The organism is Bradyrhizobium sp. Tv2a-2, from assembly GCF_000472425.1.
Lineage (GTDB): Bacteria > Pseudomonadota > Alphaproteobacteria > Rhizobiales > Xanthobacteraceae > Bradyrhizobium.
Genome location: NZ_AXAI01000002.1, coordinates 398,302 through 420,484, shown reverse-complemented (window position 1 = coordinate 420,484; position 22,183 = coordinate 398,302). Strand labels below are relative to the sequence as shown.

Genomic DNA, 22,183 nt, shown 5'->3' with positions numbered 1-22,183 from the left:
GATCAGCCAAAGACGTCCTGAAGCACACCATCACGCACTACGGCAACGCCATCGAGTTCGATTGTGGTACCCATCATCGGCAGATCGAAATGCCCGGCGGTATAGCGCCCCGCGAATTCGTTAGCGCCGGTGGAGAACAGGAAATTTCCGGAAACCGCGCGCAGCTCGGTGCCGTTGGTGTCGCGCTGATCATACATCGACAGCGCCTCGTAGCGCGCACCAGGGTTCATGCCGAAGCCGACATGCGACACTGCGTAAGCCTCGCGATCACCCCAGGCCGCCAGATAAGCCCGCATCATCGCGGCATCGGCACCTTCGCCTTCGAGATCGACGACATAATCCTCTTTTAGCGTCATTTTCACGGGCGAGGTCAGATAACGCTTGAAGGTGAGGTTGATGTCACCGGGCGCCATCACCAGCGTACCATTGACGGTGCCGCTCTTCGGAAAGCTGACGACAATGCCGCCGGGCCAATGCGCGAGCGTGCCCGGCTTGTCCGTCCAGCCCCACACCCCGACCGTGGAAGCGCCAACCATGTCGACATCGAGCGCCGTGCCTGCCTTTGAGGTCACGCGCATCCGCTTCGTACCGCGCAGCATTTTTGCGGCCGCCCTTACCCGCTTTTCAAGCGCGGGATCCGGCACCATTCGTTCAAGCGCTTCAGGATGCTCGTTAGAGATTACCAGGATGCGAGCACCGGCCTTCAAGATCTCCGGCGTCTCGGGCGCATGCATCAACCCTTCGATGGTGCAATCGACTACAAATCCCGCCTGCTGCAGTGCCATCACGACGGGACCAAGCCGCTGGATGGCCGCGCTGGCACCGGTCGAGCGCACCGGAACCGCCTGCTTGTTGCGCGGCGTCGGCACTACAATATGAAACGGCCTCGCCCCCATCCGCAGGAGCGCAAGTTCGGCCAGATGCACGTTGAGCGCTCGGGATTGCGTCTCTGAAAGGATCGCCGCCACATCGCCAGTCTTGACCGCGCAGCGTTCGAATATCTCGCAGAACGCGTCGATCCACTTCGCTTCGATGCGATCTGCCAGCATGTGTTCTCTCCAAATTATCGGGATCGATCAGACTTCCGGAAACCCGCGCAATAAATACGATCGCACCGCCTGCAGCAAGCCATTGAGGATCAGTCCAAGCAGGGAGATAGTGATTAGCGGCACGAACATGTCCACCGCCTGGAAAGTCCGCGCAGCGGTAATCAGAACATGCCCAAGGCCATCCGTCGACGTAATCATCTCGGCGAGGAAAACCACGATGCATGAAATGACGAGGCCAATGCGACAGCCCGTCAGGATCGATGGGGCTGCGCCCGGAAGGATGACCTTGAACAGGATTTCGCGCGGCGGCGTGCCCGCCGCCATCGCCGACCAGATCAGCTTTTGTTCGACGGTCGAAGCCCCGTAATAGGTTGAAAGCAGAATGGGAAAGAGCGCATCCGCGGCAACCAGCGTGATTTTCGATTCATGGCCGAAGCCCAGCAAGAGTAGAAGCGCCGGATACAGCGCCACTTTTGGCAGCGGAGCCAGCACCCGCACGACGGGACGTACCGCTGCATTGATGGCCGGACTGACCGCGGCCGCCAGCCCGATGGCAATGCCGAGAACCACCGCGATCGAAAATCCTGCAAATAGCCGGAACAACGTGGCAAGAATCTCCTGATTGAAGCTGGCGGTTGCCAGTAGCTGAGCCATTCGCATGAACACCAGACCAGGCGGTGGGAGAAGCGTCGGCGGCGCCAATCCGAGTGAAACCGTCCCCTGCCAGATCGCAAGCAGCAGCGCGATGGGGATCAGCCCCAGCAAGACATCCCTGGTGGCGTCGCGTCCGTTCATGAGAAGCTCAATGGAATGTCAAACTGCGGCTCGGACCATCTCACCAGTCGCTCCCGCATTCGTTCGAACGCGGCGTCCAGGAAGATGCCCATCCCGCCAATAATGATGATCATCGCAAAGACGGTATCGTACTGGCCCATGTCCAGCGCGTTGAACAGAATATTGCCGGCGCCGGATTGCCGGGCGATCATCTCGCTTGTGATCATGGTGATCAGCGCCAGCACGAGCCCGGTGCGGCAGCCGGTGAGGATTTCCGGCAATGCGGCTGGCAACACGATGCGAACCAGCCGTTCCACGGCGGACAATCCCATGGCCGCACCCGACCAGAGCATCTTCTCCTCGACCGCCTTCGCGCCTTCAAAGCTATGGTAAATCACTGGCAGGCTGACGCCGAGAAAGATAACCAGGGTCTTTGAGAGATCGCCGACGCCGAGCCAGAGCATGATGATCGGCATAAGCGCGGCCTTCGGCACCGGATAGATTACCATCAGAAGCGGATTGAAGAACGATGCAACGCTACGGCTGCGCCCCATCAGCAGTCCCAGGGGAATGGAAACAAGGACGGCGGTTCCAAAGCCGATCGCCATCCGGCGCAGCGACGCCAGGATGTTGATCAGCGCTTCCTTGTCGCCGAGGATCGAAGGGATCGCCCGGATCGAATCGAGCGCGGTGGGGAAACTATCATTGTTCAGGGTAAGCGCGGCGACTTGCCAGACGGCAAGCAGTCCAACGCAGGCTAGCAACGGCGCGAGGCGTGCAAAGAGAACGCGCGACCTCATGGCTGCAGCTCATCATCGCCGGCGTCGTCAAACATGCGCTCGATGTCGACGACATACTTCTGGTAACGCGGATCAAGCAGAAGCTCGGTTCGGCGGCGCGGACGCGGCAGGTCGATGTCGATGATCTGCCTGATGCGGCCAGGTGATCGGCTCATCATCACGACCTTGTCCGAGAGAAACACTGCCTCCTCCACGGAGTGGGTGACGAACAGCACCGTCTTGCGATCGCGCTCCCAGATGTTGAGCAGATCGTTCTGCAATCGCGTCCGCGTGTGCGCGTCGAGAGCACCGAATGGCTCGTCCATCAGCAGCACGGCCGGATGGTAGGCGAGCGTCCGCGCCAGAGCGACGCGCTGCTTCATGCCGCCCGATAGCTCTTTGGGGTAGAAATGTTCAAAGCCTTTCAGGCCAACCATTTCGATCAATGCGCGGCTTTGCGCTTCCGCCTCGGCCGCTTTGACGCCTTGCTGGCGTGGACCATACATCACATTGCCGAGCACGCTCTTCCAGGGAAACAGCGCAAATTCCTGAAACACCGGGCCGCGATCGGGCCCCGGGCCTGTAATAGGATTCCCCTTCATCCGCGCGGTGCCGCGAGTGGGAGCGACGAAGCCGCCGACGATATAAAGCAGTGTCGACTTGCCGCAACCCGATGGGCCGAGGATCGAAACAAAGGCACCATCGTCAACCGTCAACGAAATATCCGACAACGCCAGATGGTCCTGACGCGAGGAAGTCTGGAACACCTGTGAAACGTGATCGATCTCGATCATGGCGATCGTGGGCTTCGCAGCGGGTGCGGCTTCGGCCTTGAGATCCGATCGCGATGGCATCAGGTTCATACTCGCCGCTTTCTCGACGTCAGACACAAACATAGCGGAAAACCGCAGACCTTGGCGATGCGGGTTTCATGCCAACAGGCCCACCTTTGGCTAATCGAACCATGGCCAGTCCGCAGGCCCCTCATGCGTAACGGCCCCCTGCGGTGCCTGACCGACCAGGCGAGCGTATTTCGCGAGCGCGCCAGCCCGATGCCGCGGCGGCCTTGGTTTCCAGGCCTGGCGCCGCCTTGCAAGCTCGACCTCGTCAATCAACAGATCCATCCGGCGCGTCGCGGCATCGATCCGAATGCGGTCGCCGTCGCTTACCAGCGCCAGCGGCCCGCCGACAAAGGACTCCGGCGAAACATAGCCGATGCACATCCCGCGCGTCGCACCGGAGAAGCGCCCGTCGGTGATCAAGGCAACCTTCTCGCCCATCCCCTGGCCGTAGATAAGCGCGGTCACCCCGAGCATTTCGCGCATGCCGGGACCGCCGACCGGACCTTCGTTGCGGATCACCAGCACCTCGCCGGCGACATAGTTGCGGTTGCGGACCGCTTCGACACAGGACTCTTCGTCCTCGAATACCCGGGCCGGCCCTTGAAAACTCAGGCTTCTCAGGCCGGCAACCTTGATGACGGCACCATCGGGACAGAGATTGCCCTTCAGCACGGCCACCCCACCATCCGGCATGATCGGCTTGTCGGTCGCGTAAATGACTTCGCCGTCGGGCGCGTTCGCGCTGCCGTATTCCTCGGCAATCGTCCGGCCGGTAATGGTCAGGCCGCTGCCGTCGATATGACCGCTTTCCAGCAACGCACGAATGACTACGGCCGCGCCACCGATGTCATAGACATCCTTTGCGGTATATTTGCCGCCCGGCCGAAGATTGCCGATCAATGGCGTGCGCGCAAAAACCTCCCCGACATCGTCGATGGTGAATCGGATACCGGCCTCGTTGGCGATCGCCGGAAGATGCAGCGCCGCGTTGGTCGATCCGCCGGTCGCTGCCACGACGGCCGCGGCGTTCTCCAGCGATTTGCGCGTGACGACATCCCGCGGCAGCGGCCCTGCGCGCTCCAGCATCTGCATCACCAGGCGCCCAGCCTGCCGCGCGACCTGCGCGCGCTCCGAGTAAACGCCCGGGATCATGGAAACGTTGGGCATGGTCAGCCCCAGCGCCTCGGACACCATCGCCATGGTATTGGCGGTAAACTGCCCGGCACAAGCACCGATAGTCGGAAGGCAATTCCGCTCGATGCTCAGAAGGGTTGCCTGATCGACATCGCCGGTCATGAAGCCGCCAACCGCCTCGTAGGAATCGAGCGCGGTCAGCGTCCTTCCGCCAAGCCGGCCCGGCAGCGCGCTGCCACCATAGATGAAGATTGAGGGAACGTTGCAACGGATCATCCCCATCATCACGCCAGGCAGGGTCTTGTCGCAGCCACCGAAACCGATCAAGGCATCATAGGCCAATCCGTGGACGACGGCCTCGATCGAGTCAGCGATCAACTCGCGCGAAAACAGCGAAAATTTCATGCCCTCGTGGTTCATGCTGATGCCGTCGGAAACCGACACGGTAGCAAACTCGCGAGGACAGCCGCCCGCCTCAGTGATCCCCTCCTTGGCGGCCAAGACTTGGAAATCATGGGTCATGTTGCAGGGCGTTTGCTCGCCCTTCATGCTGACGACGCCGATCATCGGCTTTGCGATCGCTGCGTCATCCAGGCCCATGGCGCGCATGAAGGCGCGGTGCGGCGCACGATCCAGCCCGTCCGTCGTTACCCGCGATCGCCATTTGTTCATCAGCGAGAATCTCCCGAGCGCGGCCTGATCGGCGCCGCGCCGCTCATCCAAGGCATCGTCTTAGGCGCGCCTATTGCAGCGGCGCAACGATCGTTGGATGCTTGAATTGGGCGACATCCATCTTGGGCAGCATTCCGGTCTCTGCGTAGATATCGAGCATCTTTTGAATCGCCGGAAAGTTCGGCGCGGCGCCCGGGTCCCTGCCGAAATCATTGTCCTTCAAAAGGTAGGTGTCGAGCACCGGGATCGGAGCCTTCAGCACTTCAGAGACGACTTTTAAAGTCTCCTCGCGGTTGGCGAGCGCCTTTTTCATTCCCAAGGTGATGTCGCGCACGTAAGCCCTTACCAGATCAGGATTCTTGTCGACAAAATCGGCTCGGCAGGCTTCCAGAATGTGCACGATATTCGGCATGGCCTGGGACAGCGAAAACAGCTTGCGGGTGCCCCCCTTGGCTTCGGCACGCGCCGCAAAGGGCTGGTTCATGTTCACGGCATCGACGCGGCCCTGGCGGAGCGCATCCTCGGAAACGGCAAAGCCGACTTCAACCAGCTTGATATCCTTGGCGGGGTCGACGCCGTTCTGCTTCAGCAGCATGTTGAACGGCCCCTGGGTGCCGCCGCCGATCACCGAAATCCCGACCGTCTTCCCCTTCAGATCCGCAATGGTCTTGATCGGCGAGTTATCCATGACCGCCCAATAGACAGAGAAGCCGCCCGGCTTTTCGTACACATGCTGCGCCACGATGTAGGCCTTGAGATTACCGCCAACCACGCCGTTGGCGAGCGAAAGCGGAGCTTGCGTCGCACAATCAAGCGCGCCGGCGGCCAGCGCCTGGGTCATCGGCGCAGTGCCCTGGAACTGCGTCCATTCGATATTGTAGGTCTTGCCCAGATCGGGAAACTCGGCCGGACGACGCATCATCCAATATTTCGATTCCTCGGCCGGAATGGTCCATCCGACGCGGATCGTCTGTTGGGCCTCCGAGACACGCGCGCCGGCGATCAGGAAGAACGCAGTCCCCGCGACCAGGCACCATTTCGAAATCGTCCGCATAACGCCCCACTCCAGTTCTCTGGGCCCCGAAAGGCATCTCAACTCGACTTGAGCCCAAATCTTTCATGGTTCAAACAATGAGGCAAGCCATTGGAGAGCCGGTCATAATCGTCCGGCCAGGCTTTGGATGGCGTCGAAAGCACGGGCCGGATAGGGTCCGACAGGGTGTGACGGGAGAAGCTGATGACCAGTTTGGGGAATGCGAACGGGAAAGCAGAGAAACTCGGCTTTGTCGGGCTTGGACTGATGGGGTCGCCTATGACGCGCCGGCTGCTCGCGGCTGGCCACCGGGTCACGATCTGGAACCGGTCGGCCATGAAGGCTGCTGCGCTGGTCGAAGCGGGCGCGACGTTGGCGAGTTGTCCGCGTGAGGTGGCCACCAGCGCCGGCATCATCTTCATGTGCGTCACGGACGCTGCAGCCGTCGAGCAGGTGGTGTTCGGCGTCGATGGGTTTGCGAACGCGCCCGGCGAAGGCAAGGTGATCGTGGACTTTTCGTCGATCCACCCGGACGCCACCCGCACCATTGCAAAGCGGCTCATGGAAACCAATGGCATGGAATGGATCGACGCACCGGTCTCAGGCGGGAGCAAGGGGGCCGAGGAAGGCACGCTTGCGGTGATGGCCGGGGGCGACGCCGCCAATATCGAGCGCGTGCGCCCCTATGTGCTCGTCATGGCGCGACGGTTCACGCATATGGGGCCGACCGGGGCGGGGCAGACCACGAAGCTCTGCAACCAGGTGATCGTCGGCTGCGCCATGGCAGTGCTTGCGGAGGCAACGCGGCTCGCGGCCAACGCCGGGATCGATGCTGCACGTCTGCCGGAGGCGTTGGCCGGCGGATTTGCCGATTCCATTCCCCTGCAATTGTTCGTGCCCCGCATGGTGCAGGGTATTCATTCCCCACCAATGGGCCATGTTGCGACAATGCTGAAGGATCTCGACACCGTAGTCGACGTCGCCCACGACACCTCGACCCCCGTGCCGATGGCCTCGCTCGCCGCGCAATTGTTCAGGCTGGCGAAAGTTTCCCGCGGTGCGGATGTAGACGCACTGGAAATCTACAAATTATCGGCGTCTACTGCCTGAGCACTGCCTGCCAGGTCCAAAAGAAAAGCTAAGGGGAGCGCCGATGTACAACCCTGCTGGTGTGAAGATATCCTCTGAACATCCAATCCCAGACCAGATGAAGGCCTGGGTGCTCGGCAACCCCGATGAGCTTTTCCTGCGCGAGAAGCCGACCCCAGTGCCCAAGCGCGCGGAAGTCCTGGTCCGCATCGATGCTGTGGCCATTTGCGCCACCGATCTTGAGATTATCCACGCCGGCTCTCCTGCCCGCATTCAAGGCGGACTGCCGTTCAACAAGAACTTCACCCCGGGCCATGAATATATGGGAACCGTTGCCGCGCTTGGTCCCGATGTCGACGAGTTCAACATCGGCGAGCGTGTTACGGTGGAGATTCATGCAGGTTGCGGCCAATGCAAACGCTGCCGCCAGGGCATGTACACGTCCTGCCTGAACTACGGGAGGCCAGAAAAGGGACATCGCGCCAACGGCTTCACCACCGACGGCGGATTTGCCGAATATGCGGTCAATCATATCAACACGCTGGTGCGCGTTCCGGACACGATGAGCGACGCGGAGGCCACGCTGGTCGTCACGGCGGGGACGTCCATGTATGGCCTGACCGAATTGGGCGGATTGGTCGCAGGTGAAAGTGTGGTCGTGATCGGCCCCGGACCGATCGGCTTGCTCGGGGTTGCGGTTGCCAAGACGCTCGGGGCCAGTCCCGTTATCCTGACGGGAACGCGCGAGCGAAGACTCGCAATCGGCAAAACGCTGGGCGCGGACCGGGTCGTCAACATCGCCCAGGAAGACCCGGTCGAGGTCGTCAAGGGCCTGACCGGCGGGATCGGCGCCGACTACGTGGTCGAGTGCGCAGGCACGGAAGCCACCGTGAACCAGGCTATCCACATGACCAACCGCGGCGGCAAAATCTGTCTCGCGGCGTTCCCGCATGAGGCGGTCATGACCGACATCGCTCATCTCGTGAGAAACAATATTTACGTGTTCGGCATCCGCGGCGAAGGCCGCAGCGCCACCCATCGCGCCATGGAGCTAATGGCCGAGAAGCGCTTCGACGCGACGAAAATTCATACCCACACATTTCCCCTCGCCGATCTTCCGACCGCGCTGCGTTACGCCCGTGATCGCGTAGAGGACGCAATCAAGGTGGTGGTTACGAACCGCTCTGTAAGCGCGGTTGCAAATGCTGCGGAATAGTCTGGCCACGAGCAGGGCCACCGTTACCGGCTCATATACGACCGAGAGCTCTCAGGATGATCTCCGGCGTGAGGGGGATCTCGGTGATAATGGTCCCGAACGGCCGCAGCGCGTCATTGACGGCGTTGATGACCGCAGCTGCGGCCCCTGCAGTACCGGCTTCGCCGGCGCCCTTCGCTCCCAATTCGCTTTCCAGCGTGGGCGACACAACGTGGGCAATGTCGATATCGGGCATCTCCCCGGACATTGGAACCAGATAGTCCGCCATATTGGCGTTGGTTAGCTGCCCCCGTTCGTCATAGATGCATTTTTCGAACAAGGCTGCGCCAAGGCCCTGAACGACGCCGCCACGAATCTGCTCGTCAACCAGCAGCGGATTGATGATGGTGCCGCAATCCTCCACCACCCAGTGTTTTAGCAACTTTATGAACCCGGTCTCGACGTCGACCTCAAGCCAGGACGCCTGAACCCCATTGGTAAAAGCGAAGGGAAACTCCCGCGGCACGTAATGGCGCGTCGCCATCAGTTCCGGCTGAATCCCCGGCGGCAGCGTATCGGGTCGGAAATAAACAATTCTCGCCAGCTCCTTCAGCTCCAAGCGCGGCACGCGATCGCCGGCATTCACCACCGCATCGTTGGCGATGTCGAGTTCGGCCGGAGTCGACTGCAGAATTGTGCCTGCAACTTCAAGGATGTTCTGGCGCAGCGCCTTTGCTGCCTGAAGCGCCGCCTCCCCACCGATCCCCGCGCCGCGCGACGCCCAGGTGCCGCCACCATAAGGGGTATGGTCGGTATCGCCGAGAATGACCCGGACTCGCTCCAGCGAAACGCCAAGCACGGTCGCGACGATCTGCGCGGTGATCGCCTCCGAGCCCTGCCCCTGCTCGGTGATACTGGTCTGGCAGATCACCGCCCCCTGCCCATCCAATCTGACGGCGACGCCGTCCTGCGACGAGATGCGGGCGCCACCAACGCCGTAGAATGCAGCACTCGGATTGGTAACCTCGATGAAGCTCGCAATGCCGATGCCACGATGAATGTTCTTCTTGCGCAACGCGGCCTGCTCCGCGCGCAGGTCCGCATAGCCCATCATCTCCACAAGCTTCGCAACCGAGACGTGATGGGACAACTTCTCGAACTTAAGACCTGTCGGCGAACCACAGGGGTAGGCATCATCGGCGATCAAGTTACGCCGACGGATCTCGATCGGATCCATTCCGATCCGCGCTGCCGCTAGGTCGACCAACCCTTCGGTGACCGCACACGCAATTGGATGACCGACAGCGCGATACTGGCACATCACGTTCTTGTTCTGGAACACAACGCGTGCGCGCGCGCGGTAGTTCTTGGTCGTATACGGGCCGCCGACAAGATTGACGACCTGATTGGCCTCGATTGCGCTGGTGCGTGGATACATCGAATAGGGACCGATGCCGGTGAGATCATCGATCTCAAAAGCCGTGATGGTTCCGTCTCGCATGATGCCGACCCGCGCCTTGCAACGATGATCACGTGCGTGAATGTCGGTATTGAAGCTCTCGACCCGATCCGCAACGAACTTGATAGGTCTCCTCAGAAGTTTCGAGAGCGCATAAGTCGCCATCTCATCGGCGTAGACGTGCACCTTGATACCGAACGAACCACCGACGTCTTTGCAGATGACGCGCACCTGCTGCTCATTGATCCCGAGATGTAGAGCAGCGATGTTCTGCACCATATGCGGCGCCTGCGTGCCCTGGTAGATCGTGAGCCGTGCTTCCGCACCGTTCCAATCAGCGACGACCGCGCGAGGCTCCAGAGTCACTCCGGTGTGGCGTCCAAAAATGAATTCGACGTCGACGACCTCGTCAGACTTCGCAAATGCCTGATCGACATCACCCGCATGATGCGCGCGTTCGAAAGCGAGATTGTCCCCCAACGACGGGTGAATCACCGGCGTCAGCGAATCAAGCGCAGTGCGCATGTCCGTGACAGGGTCGAGTTCCTCATACGTCACCACGACGGCCTCGGCAGCATCCTCGGCAAGAGCACGGCTAGTCGCCACGATGGCCGCGACGGCCTCTCCTTGCCAGCAAACGCGGTCGATCGCGATGGCATGCTGGGGCGCGGACTTCAGCCCCTTCATGTGGGAGAGGACGCCCACCCACGGCGTAATGACTTCGGCTAGCTCTTTGCCGTCAACGACCGCGGTCACTCCTGGCATTTGCCTTGCGGCGCTGGCATCAACTGTTAAGATTTTTGCGTGGGCATGAGGCGAGCGCAGAAACACCACATGAGCCATCCGCGGCAGCTCGATGTCGCTGACATAAGTTCCGCGGCCCTGCAGCAGCCGATCAAGATTGGGCCGCGGCACGGTCTTGCCGATGTAGGAATTCGGCCGATCTGAAATCGATAGCCCCCCGGCCAACTCTTTCCCCATCATGAGGGCCTCGCCTTTCGAGCCCGCGCCGTGGCCTCAACCGCGTCGACGATGGCCTGGTAGCCGGTGCATCGACAATAATTCCCGGAAAGATGTTCGCGAATTTCTTCGCGGGACGGCTCGGGCTGCCGCCCCAGAAGATCCTGTGCAGCCATGAGCATCGCCGGCGTGCAATAGCCACATTGCAACGCGTTCCTCTCCCGAAAAGCTGCCTGGAGATCGGCTATCTCGCCGCTGTCCGACAGACCTTCAATGGTTTGCACGCATTTTGCGCTGGCCTGTACCGCCAAAACGAGACAGGCGCGCACGATTTCACCGTTCATCCTGACCGTGCAAGCGCCGCACACGCCGTGTTCGCATCCGACATGTGTTCCTGTGAGCTGCAAATGCTCGCGCAGGAAGTCCGCCAAATTCAAACGCGGAAGAACATGCGCATCGACTCTCTCGCCGTTGACCTCAAGCGCTATTGCCACGGGAACAGTCATTGAATCACCCGAACCGATCCAAAGTCGACAAGTTCCTCGGCACAGCGCCTGAACAACACCCTGGCCAGATGGCGGCGTAGGTCGGCAGAGGCCTGCTGGTCTTCCGGTGGATCGAGCTCCTCGCCAAACGCCTCTGCGGCCTCAGAGATCAATGCGGGCGTAACCGTGACATTGACCAATTTGGCCGCTGCCTTTGCCAAAACCGGCCTATCCGCGATAGCGAAGAAGGCCATTCGGAGTTCGGAAAGCACCTGCCCGTCCATTGTGGCATGAGCTGCCACACCGGCAAGTGCATAGTCACCATGTCGACGGGCAAACTCGTGAAAAAAGTAGGCTGATGCACCCTGCGCAATCGGCAGCTCCACTGAAACAATCAACTCCTTGGCTGACAGTGCTGTCGCGAAGATGCCCTGGAAGAAATCGACTGCAGCGATACGCCGCTCCGCGCTTTGGCTGCGAACGACGATGGTTGCATCAAGCGCGATCATGCATGCCGGCAGCTCGGCGGCAGGATCGGCATGGGCAAGGCTGCCGCCGAGCGTTCCCCGGTTCCGAATAGCCGGATGTGCGACATGGCGTATGGCTTCGGCCAGGAGCGGCACAGAAGTAGCGATCTGAGCGGACTCCAGGAGCTCAACATGGCGCGTCATCGCTCCGATGCTGACAATGCCGTCCCGGACGGCAATCCCCCGCAATTCAGCGAGATCGCCGATGTCGATCACGATCTCAGGACAGATCAGGCGAAGATTCATGGCCGGCAACAGGCTCTGGCCACCCGACAATAGCCGTGCGTTCTCCCCATGCGCAGAAAGCAGTTCCAGCGCGCCGTTGACGCTGGTTGCGCGTGAGTAAGCGAAAGCCGGTGCTTTCATGGGCGCGCCCCTTCCCGAAACCACATTTTGCGGGCGGATTAGAGTGTCGCCAGTATCAAAGGTCAAGCTTGTTTATCGAACGATTATTTCGACACCACCGACTTTTGGACTTGTGTTGGGGCCACGAAGGAAGCACCGTCCTTCCCAACACAGAGCCCGGGTTTGGGGAGTAAGGCCATGAAACTAGGCTTCTTCACAATGCCGATCCATCCCGTCGAGAAGGATTGGCGGCATTCATTGCAAGAGGACCGCGAAGCCTTTCTGCTCGCCGATGAGCTCGGCTTCAGCGAGGCTTATGTCGGCGAACATGTGACCGACAAGGCCGAGAACATCACTTCCTGCGTCGCTTTCCTCTCCTGGATTGCGGCCGCAACCAAGCAGGTCAAACTCGGTACCGGCACCATCAATATGCCGAACTCTCATCCAGCCACAATAGCCGCTTCCATCGCGATGCTCGACCACATGACGGAAGGCCGCCTGATCTTCGGTATCAGCCCGGGCGGGCTGCTTTCCGACGCCGAGCTGTTCGGCAACCTGAACGCCGACCGCAATGCCATGTTCGTAGAAGCCATCAATCAGGTGCTTGCCATCTGGGAGGGCGAGCCGCCCTACAATATTGAAGGCAAGTATTGGAATATCTCGACAGAGAAGACGCTCATGAAGGAGATCGGTCAGGGCTTCATCGCACGTCCCTTGCAGCGGCCGCATCCGCCGATCGTCGTGACCGCAGTGGCTCCCTTCTCGAAGGGCGTGACAGAGGCAGCGGCACGGGGCTGGGATCCGATATCGGCCAACTTCCTGATGCCGGCATGGGTGAAGAGCCACTGGCCGAAATATGTCGAGGGCTGCGAGCGCGTCGGCCGTGCCGCCGATCCCGCCAACTGGCGAGTGGCAAAAAGCGTCTTTGTGGCCAACGACACCGCCACCGCAAAGGCGTATGCGACCGATCCAGACAGTCCTTACGTCTACTATTATCGCTCGCTGTTCACGAAGCTGAAGAAGAATGGTCGGATTGAGCTGTTCAAGACGCGACGGGACCAGCCAGACGAGGAAGTAACGCTGGATATGATCTGTGACAGGTTGATCATTCATGGCACGCCCGAAAGCGTCGCGGACCAGTTGCTCTCGTTTCAGGATGAGGTGGGACAGTTCGGCACGCTGCTCTATGCCGGCAAGGACTGGAAGGATCGCGAGTTGGCGCGGCAATCGATGATCCTGATGGCGGAGCAAGTCATGCCACGGATCAACGCCGCTTCGAAGCAATCACGCGCCGCCGAATAAGCGGCACTAAACCGTATGAGGAAATGCCGTGGCCTTTACTGATCGCATCCCCTACCAGGCGCAGATCGACCGGCCAAAGCTGAGGTTGCCGAATGGCAAGCGGCTCGCCGTATGGGTGATCCTCAACGTCGAGGAGTGGCGCATCGAGAACCCCATGCCTCGGACGGTCCTGAGCCCGCCGATGGGGCAACCGCTTCTGCCCGATGTTCCCAACTGGTCCTGGCACGAATACGGCATGCGTGCCGGATTCTGGCGGCAATTCAAAGCGCTGACGGATCGCATGATACCTGTCACCTTGGCACTGAACGCCAATGTGTGCGACAGCTACCCTCGCGTTGCCTCAGCCGCGCGCGAGGCCGGCTTCGAGTTTATGGGTCATGGCTTCGTTCAGGGGCCGATGCACAAGCTTGAGAATCAGTCCGACGCCATCAAGCGGTCGGTGGAGACGATCGCGAAGTTTGTGGGAAAGCCGCCCCGCTCGTGGGAGAGCCCGGGCCTGACTGAGACCGAGCAGACACTCGATTTGCTCCGTCTCAACGGCATCGAATATGTTGCGGATTGGGTGATCGATGATCTGCCGCAGGATATCGCGACACCTCACGGGCCGATCACCACAATTCCCTATTCAGTCGAGACCAACGACATTGTCATCCATGCACTGCAGCATTTGCCGTCCGAGCAATTCCTGCAGCGTTGCACGGATCAGTTCGACCGGCTTTATCTGGAAGGGGCCAGCAATGCGCGCGTTATGGCGATTTCGCTGCATCCCTATATCACTGGTGTCCCTCATCGCATCAAATATGTCGAGGCGTTGCTCGACTATGTCATCGGCCATGACGGCGTGGCATTGATGACCGCAAGCGAAATTGGCGATTGGTACCGGGCGGAAATGGCCAAGCCGGGTTGAGGCGCGGTTCGCGCCGCGTAGCTATTCCGCTGCCCCGACCCGCATGCGCGGCGCAGTGGCGCTTGGCCGAGCAAAGACTTTTTGATAGCCGGCCAGAAACGCCGCGATCGCATCACGGATCATCCGTTCCTTGTCATCAAGAACGGGCGCCTCGTAGATATATTTGCGAACGCCGTAGTAGAAAATCCCGCTGTGGAAGACCCAGGCTAGCTCGATCTCGGACGCAGTCAGCCTGCCCTGAGCCGGCAGCCCCGCTTCATATCGACACTCCCTGACGATGCGCATCAGGATCTTGTCGCGAACGACCGCGACATACCGTCTATTGATATCCAGGCCTTTCAAACCAGAATAAAGATAGATGCGGAGCCATTTGCGCGTGAAGATCACGTCGGTATAGGCACGATAGAACTCCTGTAGCCGATCGCATAGCGGCTTGGAACGATCCGCAAGTAGTTGCTCCCACCCGGTATCGAGCGGATCGAGATAGACCGTCCGATAGACCTCCCTGATCAGCTCGTCCTTGCTCGGAAAATACCGATAAAGCAGCGGTTGCGTTACGCCCAAACGACGCGCCAGGGCGCGCGTGCCACCCGCGAACCCGTGCTCCGAAAAGAATTCAGTCGCCTTGGCGACGAACTCCTGGCGACGATCATCCGGAGCCAGTCGTCTTTGCTTGCCCTTGGAGCGCCTGGGCAGCGCCTTACGGCTCATGACGTCTTGTGGTCCACCTGGTGATCATCGGCCGCATGAAAGCGGCCGTAGCCGCCGCGCGCGAACAGCAGCGGCTCTTTGCGATTGTAGGAATAGGCTTCTACAGCGCCGAGGAAGATGACATGGTCGCCGCCATAATACCGGTTCACAGATCGGCACTGAAAGTTGGCGACACTCTCGGTCAACAGCGGCGCGTTGCCGAGTCCCGGCTTCCACTCAACCCCAGTGAACTTGTCCTCCGACGACTTGGCGAATTTGTTCGCCAGCGCCTGTTGTTTAAAACCCAGCACGTTAACGGCGAAATGGCTGGCGTTCTGGAAGATGCTCAAGCTTGAGGAAAAAAGCACCAGGCTCCAGAGCACCAAAGGCGGGTTCAACGAGACCGAGGCGAAGGAGTTGCAGGTCAAGCCGTACGGCTTCTTGTCGGCGCCGGCCGCCGTTATGATGGTGACACCCGTCGCATAGGTGCCAAGCGCGTTGCGAAAGTCGCGCGGGTCAATCGGTGAATGATCGCTGGCCAATTCGTTGGCGGGATCCGGGCCGATCGGGTGCTTGGGCGCGTCGTTCATCCGCCAGCCTCAAAGCGTTAGGTTCTCGGACGGCAGCCCGAGCGCGATACGACCGTAGTTGGTTCCCGCCGCATCGAAATTGAAAGCGATATGCGAATTGATCGCGTGCGCGTCGCGGAATTGCCGTTGCAAGGCGCCTGACGTGAACAATCCGCGCGCGCCGCTCGCCGCGAACAGCAACGACACCGCTTCGGTGCAGATATTGACGGAATGGGCCCCATCGCGCCTCGATTTGGTCTTGACCGCCATATCCGGAATTTGACCGCCCCTCGCCGCTTCCATTGCGTCAATACAGCTCGAGCGCATGATCAGACGCGCCGCATCGATTTTGGCAGACGCCTCCGCGATCTTGATCTGCGTGCTCTGCAGATCGCCCAGTTTGGCGCGATTATAGGTCGAAGCCCGATGCCGTGCGGTGTCGACATAATCGTCCAGACAGGCTTGTGCGTTGCCGAGCGCGACGCCCGAGAGCACGAAGGGAAAAAGCGAGAACACCGGCAACGTATAAAGCGGATTGGGATTGACCACGCTTCCCGGAGTCGAACCACCCGCGAGATCGCTTACCGCCACCGAAAGCGACTGCGCAACAAAGGCGTCCCTGACCTCCACATCATTGGAGCCCGTTCCCCGCAACCCCGCCGCATTCCAAGTGTCCAGAATCCTGTAATCCTTTCTGGGTAGCAGAAAGATACGATACTCGATGCCATCGGCCTCGTCGTCGGAGGCAACCACGCTGCCGAGCATATTCCATTCACAAGACGCAACCCCGGACGAAAACGGCCAGCTGCCCCGCAGCCGATAGCCACCGTCAACCCTTCGCGCCCGCCCTGCCGGAAAGATGAAAGAAGACGCGATCAATACGTTGGGGTCCTGGCCCCAGACAAGATCCTGGGCTCGCCTATCAAACATCGCCAGCATCCAGTGATGGCTCGCGAGATTTGCGAAATTCCAGGCTACCGACGCGTCTCCCTTCCCGAGCTGCTCGGCGCAATCGACCAGCGCGACATAGTCGAGCTCCGAGCCACCGACCCGCTTCGGCTGGACGATCCTGAACAGGTCGGCCTCATGCAGATCACGCTCGGTCTCCGGGGGCAGACGCCGGAGCTCTTCCGTGCGCGCCGCTCGATCGCGAAGCTGGGGGATCAAGGCCTTTGCACGCGCGACCATCGTTGCGTGGATGCGCTCGTCCCTATCCTCTTCCGTAGAGGGATCGGTGGTTGGTTTTCGACCAACACCCGCCATCTGGCATTCCTCGCTGCGTCTTCGCGGTTTTGTCCGCCCGACCGGTGAAAATCGGCCAGCAGACACGTGATGGCCAATTAAGGCTTGGCGGACGTACCTCGTCAATCAAATTCCGCCGCAGTCGCAATTCGACCGGCAAGCCGGCGGCGTTCCGCCCGGCCGACTTGTCAGCGCGCCTGCGTAGCCTTGTATCCCGGTTGTTCGAATGGATGAGAGCTAAGGAAGGCCGGAAGGGCAAAGCAGCGTTCCGACAGACGCGCCACGACTGGAAACCCGGTCAGCTCGAGTTTCAGATATTGAGCCGCGATGGTATGGCCAGCTACGCAGATATCGGCGAGCCCAGGCTCGGCACCGAGCGCAAAGGGCTGCGGGGCTCGGCGCTCCAGCAGACGCTCATACGTCGCCAATCCTTCCATGGTCCAATGCCGGCCCCAATTCTCGACGGCGGTGGCGTCGGCGCCAAACGTCGCAACAAGATGATTGCGAATCCGGGGCGTTATCAACGGATGGGCGTCCGCGACTGTTACAAGCGCCAGCGAGCGCGCATAGGCCCGGTCCTTGGGATCCAGCGGCAGCAGTCGCGGCTCCGGCCTGATATCCTCGAGATATTCGATGATCGCCAGCGACTGGAACAGAGTATGTCCGTCATGAAGAAGGGTCGGCACCACACGCTCGGCATTCACCGCCTCATAGCCCGGCCTGAACTGCTCGCCGGCGAGAATATCGACGGGAATTTCCTCAAAGGACAAGCCTTTCAGTTTCAGTGCGACCCGAACCCGGAACGACGCGATCGATCGCCAAAAGCCGTAGATCTGAATACTCATCGGACGAACCCATCCAGCTGCAGGCGATTGACGATCGTTCCGCCATTCAATCTACGTCACGGCCGTCTCCGAGGTCAGCTTACCGAACGCGCCGGCTTGGGCAAGCGCGCCGAGGCGAGCATCATCATAGCCAAGTATCCCGCGCAACACCTGCTTTGTGTGCTCGCCCAATAGCGGCGCGGCGGCGGGATCGGCCGGCGGCGTCAGCTCCATGTTGAGCGGCGTCGCTATATTCGGAACGAAGCCTGCGGTCGGATGAGGAATTCGGCTGAGACGCTGACGCTCCCGCGCCTCCGGTGCATTGAAGCCCTGTTCCACGGTGCGAAGATAGCCTACCGGTATATTAGCCCTCTTCATCTTTGCCATCCAGGTCTCGAGCTTGTCGCCGGCAAAAATGCCGGCAATGACCGCACGCAATTTTTCCTTGTTGGCGCTTCTGGCCTTGCGTGTCGCGAAATCCGGATGGGTGATCAGATCGGGGCGCTCGAGCACCTCAGTCACAAGGCGGCGATAAAGGCGGTCGTTGGCACAAGCCATGTACAGCGGCCCATCGGAGGCCTCATAGACGCCGACGGTCGGTGAGCCGTTCGGCGAATTGCCAAAGCGGCCTGGATTGGCCCCGTTAATCAGGTAAGCCATCCCATAGAAGCCGGTCATTGCCATCGCGATATCGAACAGAGCAACCTCGACATACTGGCCCCGGCCAATCCGATCGCGGGCCAATAACGCAAGCAGGATGGCGTTACAGGCTGACATACCTGTCGCCATGTCGACGATGGGCGGACCGGTCCGCACCGGCGGGCCATCCGGAAAGCCATTCAGCGACATAAAGCCGCTTTCGGCTTGCGTGATGGGATCGAAGCCGGGGCGTGATGCAAACGGCCCGCTGCGTCCGTAGGCCGAAATCGCGCAATAGATCAGCCGCGGGTTGGTCGGTGCGACCGACGCGTAGTCCAAGCCGAATTTTTCCATCACGCTGGCGGAGAAATTTTCCACAACAACGTCGGCACGAGAGATCAGCTCACGAGCCACCTCACGCGCCTCAGGCACCGCGAGGTCCAAAGCGATGCCGCGCTTGTTTCGATTCAAGCTCAGATAGGCGGCGCTCTCTCCTCCAATCTCGGCATGCTCATAGGCGCGCGTGTCGTCGCCGCCATCAGGATTTTCGATCTTGATAACCTTCGCACCGAAATCGGCCAGAGTCTGCGTGCAGGCGGGGCCCGCCACGACGCGCGTGAAGTCGATGACCAATAGACCATCAAGCGCGGTGGGCGCATCCATCGGTCTTGGCGGATAATCGGGCAGCGGCATTTTTGACATGTTTTGGCATTTCCCCGTGCTTTCGATGCACAGTGGAGACTTTACGTTTGATTTCGGGTGGGCCACAAGGGCGGGAAGCCAATCGAGCCCTGTGACTTGCGGCGAGAGCCCCTCGCCTGCTGCAAGGCTGCACAGCGCTGCACGAAAACAGCAAAGGCCCGGCGGCGCTTGGCCACCGGGCAAATAAGGCTGGACGGTCTTTGCCATGTCTCCAACGCCTGCACTCACATGGATTTGAGCCAATAGAGCGTGTTGGGCCAGCCCCACGGTAATTTCGGCCGGTAGAGCCGATAGCCGGCCCGGATGAAGTTGTTGGCAGAGACAACGTTGTCTGTGGTGTCGGAGACAATGCTGTGCCAACCATTCCGACGTGCGCGGGAGGCTGCCGCTCGCAGCAAACGCAGCTGCAGCGATCGCCCCCAATGTCTCCTGATGACCCCGACACGGCACAGATACCCGGCATTCGGCGCATGAGTCGATCGCACCAATCCCGCGAAGGCAACAGGCTCGGCACCGCAAAACGCGAGCCACCAATAGCCTGCATCAAACGGCGGCACTGGCGCGCTGTCGAAGAATGTGATTCGATGCAGTTCATCCAGAAACTCTGCAACTTCCTCGTCCTGTGAATCTGCTTCCCGGATTCGGTACACGGCCTCGTTCTCCAAGCAGCATTTCCCCTTGATGTGCTGTCCTACGGGTCCAGTCACTTTCCGAGCATCACCTTGACCCCCAGCCATACCGCGCCGAGGAGTCCGGCAACAATGACGGTAATGACAGCCTTGAATGTGTAGCTCTGCGCTTGCTCGACGCTTTTCCGCCACCGCCGCAAATGCTGAAAATCAGATCTCAGCTCCTTGCGGTCCTCCTCCTCAATTCCGAACGAGGTGAGAATCGTCGCGATCGCCCGCAGCACGATCGCATCGATATCGTCGCGCTGCAGCCGCTGTTGTTCGGCCAAAGTCTCGGCTACGATGGTTTTGATATCCTCGTCACGCATCGGGCTCATCGCTTGATGATTCTCGCGACATTCTCGAAGCCGCGCTTGGCGAAGTAGAACGACACCACAAGGTTTGACGTGACCGCGGCAAAGCCGGCCAGCGGATCCGTGGTTCCGAGCCCGAGTACCTTGTCGAAGATCAACAGTTTTCCAAAATAGATGGCTACGAAGTAGCCCATGAGCTTGTCAGGCTCATACCAGTGGCCGATCTCAGCGGCTCTATATTGAAGGATCGCGTTCGTTTCCGAGACCTGGGCGGCGATCTCGGTCGCCGCAAGATCCGCCCCGATCTTGGCATCCACACTGCCTGCCTTGAGTTTGGCATTGTAGGCGTCGATGAGCCCCTTGATGACAGGGCCACCGAGAAAACTTAAGATCGCCATCCACATTCAGCTTGCCTTTCGCAGCGATCTCAGCCGGGCCAGGATCGTGATGATGGAGATGCCGAGCAGAATGCGCCCGGCAACTCTGGCGTCGCCGATCGCATTATTGATCTGGTCTCTTAGATTGGGATCTCCGAGCGCATTTCCGATGCTGTCGATGGCGTTCATTGCGCCGCCGGCGATCGCGAGGACGTAGCTCCACGCAACGGTTAAGGAATGAAGGCAAACAGCCTTGAATTTGCCAAGCATCAGACCACAGCCCTCATGGCCGCGGCTTTGCTCTCAAGCGCCTTGGCATAGGCTTCGGCGCCGCTAAGAGCTTGCGCAACTCTGTCCTTGGAAAACCAGCAGGCCGCAAAGCCTGCTGCAAACATGACAAGATAGAAGAAAGTCCACATACTTCATCTCCTTCTGAACAGGGCCGCGAGAATGGAAACAACGAACGCGGCGATCGAGCCTTTCGACGGATTCGTGAGCGAGGGAGGAACTGGCGTCGATTGGCGGGCTGGCGAAGAGGCATCCGACGCATCCAGCGAATTTTTCGTCGCGAATGCTGCACTCGGATCAAGCGCCGCCATCGCCTTCAGCAAGCCGGCGCAGCCGAGTTGGCTGTCGACGGCGCTGGGATCGTACACGCCATCCCGCACATATTTGCCCGACTTGTACTGATCGGTCCCCGACCAGAGGTAGGGCGAGGGCAGGCCACGCGCCGCATAGCCGAGACCGTTATATTCCTCGAGTTTTGTCAGGCTCGGACCGATCGACCAGTCCGTATTCCGCGCCGCATAAGGCGCGCAGTTGACGAGCGCATCGATTGCCGCAGCCTCCCAGGAGATAAAGGGACCGCGGCCGGCAGGAACGTGCACTGATGTTCGCTTCCAGGGATCCCCCTGCGCCAACGACCTCGTCCAGTCCTGCGAGCACTCCCGCTCGTGGATGACGGCAATCATCGCCCAGGGGACGCCGGTCTTGGCAGACACGGATTGGTAGCGAGATTTGGCGGTCGGGGAGACAAGGCACCTAGCAACAGCCCCAAAGTCTCGCGTGAGGCCTGCATTTTTCCAGCGCGCGGCATTCGCCGCAGCAAGGGCGTTGATATTGGTCATGGATTACTCGATTGGGGGGATGAAATGCCGCGGCTGAAGGCCGAGGATGCTTTACACAGGCGCCTTGCTGTCGTTGGTTGCCGAATCGGCAGATCTTCGGCGTACGGAGCTCTTACGTGGTGTGAGACCGACGCGCACAACCCGGTTCTGTTGGCTTACGAGACGCCCCGTAAGCCCGCCGGTGATCCGCAAGTCGAGCTCGGCGAGTATAGATTTGACCGCCGAAAAACGGCCCAATCCCGGGGCTGGTTGCAGATCGTTATTTCTGCTACTGGGTTTCGGCAATTAGAGGAAGAAAGTACGGTGCATGGCGTTTAGGCAAGATCTGGCGGTCGCATTCCGATCTCTGTTTGGATACCGATCTTATAAGCAGCGCTAGCTCGCGCTTTTGTTTTTCGGGCGCGGTTTTCAACCGCTTATCAACAGGGAGTGACTGTCCCCACACGACCTAAGCGGGAAATCTATCTTTTCGCGGTGAG

General features: G+C 60.2%; 24 protein-coding genes. 4 read left to right on the top strand and 20 right to left on the bottom strand.

What is annotated here, in order from left to right; translation table 11 throughout:
• Window positions 1-2 precede the first annotated feature (2 nt).
• From A3AI_RS0105595 to A3AI_RS0105570, 6 genes are all read right to left on the bottom strand, one after another.
• Window positions 3-1,049 (bottom strand): 2,5-dihydroxypyridine 5,6-dioxygenase NicX family protein, encoded by a 1,047-nt coding sequence (locus A3AI_RS0105595; RefSeq protein WP_024514626.1) that lies wholly within the window; start codon window positions 1,047-1,049, stop codon window positions 3-5.
• A gap of 27 nt (window positions 1,050-1,076) precedes the next feature.
• Complete coding sequence (locus A3AI_RS0105590) at window positions 1,077-1,844, bottom strand: ABC transporter permease (RefSeq protein WP_024514625.1); 768 nt, start codon at window positions 1,842-1,844, stop codon at window positions 1,077-1,079.
• On the bottom strand, window positions 1,841-2,623 hold the full coding sequence (locus A3AI_RS0105585) for an ABC transporter permease (protein WP_024514624.1): 783 nt from the start codon (window positions 2,621-2,623) through the stop codon (window positions 1,841-1,843). The genes A3AI_RS0105590 and A3AI_RS0105585 overlap by 4 nt, the downstream gene beginning before the upstream one ends.
• Window positions 2,620-3,456, bottom strand: coding sequence for an ABC transporter ATP-binding protein (locus tag A3AI_RS0105580; protein WP_051382315.1), 837 nt, complete (start codon window positions 3,454-3,456; stop codon window positions 2,620-2,622). The genes A3AI_RS0105585 and A3AI_RS0105580 overlap by 4 nt, the downstream gene beginning before the upstream one ends.
• A 99-nt stretch (window positions 3,457-3,555) precedes the next feature.
• Window positions 3,556-5,250 carry a dihydroxy-acid dehydratase gene (ilvD, locus tag A3AI_RS0105575; RefSeq protein WP_024514622.1) on the bottom strand — a complete coding sequence of 565 codons (1,695 nt, stop codon included), beginning with the start codon at window positions 5,248-5,250 and terminating at the stop codon, window positions 3,556-3,558.
• Window positions 5,251-5,320: 70 nt separating this feature from the next.
• A complete protein-coding gene (locus A3AI_RS0105570; protein ID WP_024514621.1) occupies window positions 5,321-6,304 on the bottom strand; it encodes an ABC transporter substrate-binding protein in 984 nt (327 codons plus the stop codon).
• A 183-nt stretch (window positions 6,305-6,487) separates the two neighbouring features.
• On the opposite strand from A3AI_RS0105570, the gene A3AI_RS0105565 reads away from it, so the two are divergent.
• Window positions 6,488-7,393, top strand: coding sequence for an NAD(P)-dependent oxidoreductase (locus A3AI_RS0105565; protein WP_036047457.1), 906 nt, complete (start codon window positions 6,488-6,490; stop codon window positions 7,391-7,393).
• Window positions 7,394-7,436: 43 nt separating this feature from the next.
• Window positions 7,437-8,588 (top strand): zinc-dependent alcohol dehydrogenase, encoded by a 1,152-nt coding sequence (locus A3AI_RS0105560; protein WP_024514619.1) that lies wholly within the window; start codon window positions 7,437-7,439, stop codon window positions 8,586-8,588.
• 31 nt (window positions 8,589-8,619) lie between these two features.
• Here A3AI_RS0105560 and A3AI_RS0105555 read toward each other — a convergent pair whose 3' ends face one another.
• From A3AI_RS0105555 to A3AI_RS0105545, 3 genes are read right to left on the bottom strand one after another with little or no spacing between them, the layout of a single operon-like run.
• Complete coding sequence (locus A3AI_RS0105555) at window positions 8,620-11,007, bottom strand: xanthine dehydrogenase family protein molybdopterin-binding subunit (RefSeq protein ID WP_024514618.1); 2,388 nt, start codon at window positions 11,005-11,007, stop codon at window positions 8,620-8,622.
• Window positions 11,007-11,492, bottom strand: coding sequence for a (2Fe-2S)-binding protein (locus A3AI_RS46020; RefSeq protein WP_024514617.1), 486 nt, complete (start codon window positions 11,490-11,492; stop codon window positions 11,007-11,009). Before A3AI_RS46020 ends, A3AI_RS0105555 begins: the two co-directional genes overlap by 1 nt.
• Window positions 11,489-12,364, bottom strand: a complete 876-nt coding sequence (locus A3AI_RS0105545) for an FAD binding domain-containing protein (protein ID WP_024514616.1) — start codon at window positions 12,362-12,364, stop codon at window positions 11,489-11,491. The genes A3AI_RS46020 and A3AI_RS0105545 overlap by 4 nt, the downstream gene beginning before the upstream one ends.
• Window positions 12,365-12,541: 177 nt before the next feature.
• Between A3AI_RS0105545 and A3AI_RS0105540 the strand changes: the two genes are divergently transcribed.
• Window positions 12,542-13,645, top strand: coding sequence for an LLM class flavin-dependent oxidoreductase (locus A3AI_RS0105540; RefSeq protein WP_024514615.1), 1,104 nt, complete (start codon window positions 12,542-12,544; stop codon window positions 13,643-13,645).
• Between the two features lie 28 nt (window positions 13,646-13,673).
• Window positions 13,674-14,552, top strand: a complete 879-nt coding sequence (locus A3AI_RS0105535) for a polysaccharide deacetylase family protein (RefSeq protein WP_024514614.1) — start codon at window positions 13,674-13,676, stop codon at window positions 14,550-14,552.
• Between the two features lie 21 nt (window positions 14,553-14,573).
• Here the strand turns inward: A3AI_RS0105535 and A3AI_RS0105530 are convergent, their stop codons facing one another.
• From A3AI_RS0105530 to A3AI_RS0105480, 11 genes are all read right to left on the bottom strand, one after another.
• Window positions 14,574-15,263, bottom strand: a complete 690-nt coding sequence (locus A3AI_RS0105530) for a TetR/AcrR family transcriptional regulator (protein WP_024514613.1) — start codon at window positions 15,261-15,263, stop codon at window positions 14,574-14,576.
• Entirely contained in the window at window positions 15,260-15,832 is a 573-nt protein-coding gene (locus A3AI_RS0105525) for a flavin reductase family protein (RefSeq protein WP_024514612.1), read from the bottom strand. The genes A3AI_RS0105530 and A3AI_RS0105525 overlap by 4 nt, the downstream gene beginning before the upstream one ends.
• A gap of 9 nt (window positions 15,833-15,841) precedes the next feature.
• A complete protein-coding gene (locus tag A3AI_RS0105520) occupies window positions 15,842-16,999 on the bottom strand; it encodes an acyl-CoA dehydrogenase family protein (protein WP_245286847.1) in 1,158 nt (385 codons plus the stop codon).
• Between the two features lie 242 nt (window positions 17,000-17,241).
• Window positions 17,242-17,898 (bottom strand): maleylacetoacetate isomerase, encoded by a 657-nt coding sequence (gene maiA, locus A3AI_RS0105515; RefSeq protein ID WP_051382294.1) that lies wholly within the window; start codon window positions 17,896-17,898, stop codon window positions 17,242-17,244.
• 51 nt (window positions 17,899-17,949) lie between these two features.
• Entirely contained in the window at window positions 17,950-19,218 is a 1,269-nt protein-coding gene (locus A3AI_RS0105510) for a CaiB/BaiF CoA transferase family protein (protein ID WP_024514609.1), read from the bottom strand.
• Between the two features lie 224 nt (window positions 19,219-19,442).
• On the bottom strand, window positions 19,443-19,955 hold the full coding sequence (locus A3AI_RS0105505) for a GNAT family N-acetyltransferase (protein ID WP_156927647.1): 513 nt from the start codon (window positions 19,953-19,955) through the stop codon (window positions 19,443-19,445).
• The gene (locus A3AI_RS0105500; protein ID WP_156927646.1) at window positions 19,922-20,215 is read right to left on the bottom strand and encodes a hypothetical protein; all 294 of its coding nucleotides are present in this window, start codon (window positions 20,213-20,215) and stop codon (window positions 19,922-19,924) included. The genes A3AI_RS0105505 and A3AI_RS0105500 overlap by 34 nt, the downstream gene beginning before the upstream one ends.
• A gap of 5 nt (window positions 20,216-20,220) precedes the next feature.
• Window positions 20,221-20,604, bottom strand: a complete 384-nt coding sequence (locus A3AI_RS47270) for a hypothetical protein (protein WP_024514606.1) — start codon at window positions 20,602-20,604, stop codon at window positions 20,221-20,223.
• On the bottom strand, window positions 20,605-20,847 hold the full coding sequence (locus A3AI_RS0105490) for a hypothetical protein (RefSeq protein ID WP_024514605.1): 243 nt from the start codon (window positions 20,845-20,847) through the stop codon (window positions 20,605-20,607). It abuts the gene before it with no gap.
• Window positions 20,847-20,996, bottom strand: coding sequence for a hypothetical protein (locus A3AI_RS48680; protein ID WP_198030062.1), 150 nt, complete (start codon window positions 20,994-20,996; stop codon window positions 20,847-20,849). Before A3AI_RS48680 ends, A3AI_RS0105490 begins: the two co-directional genes overlap by 1 nt.
• Before the next feature lie 3 nt (window positions 20,997-20,999).
• Complete coding sequence (locus A3AI_RS0105480) at window positions 21,000-21,578, bottom strand: hypothetical protein (protein ID WP_245286840.1); 579 nt, start codon at window positions 21,576-21,578, stop codon at window positions 21,000-21,002.
• Window positions 21,579-22,183: the final 605 nt, after the last annotated feature.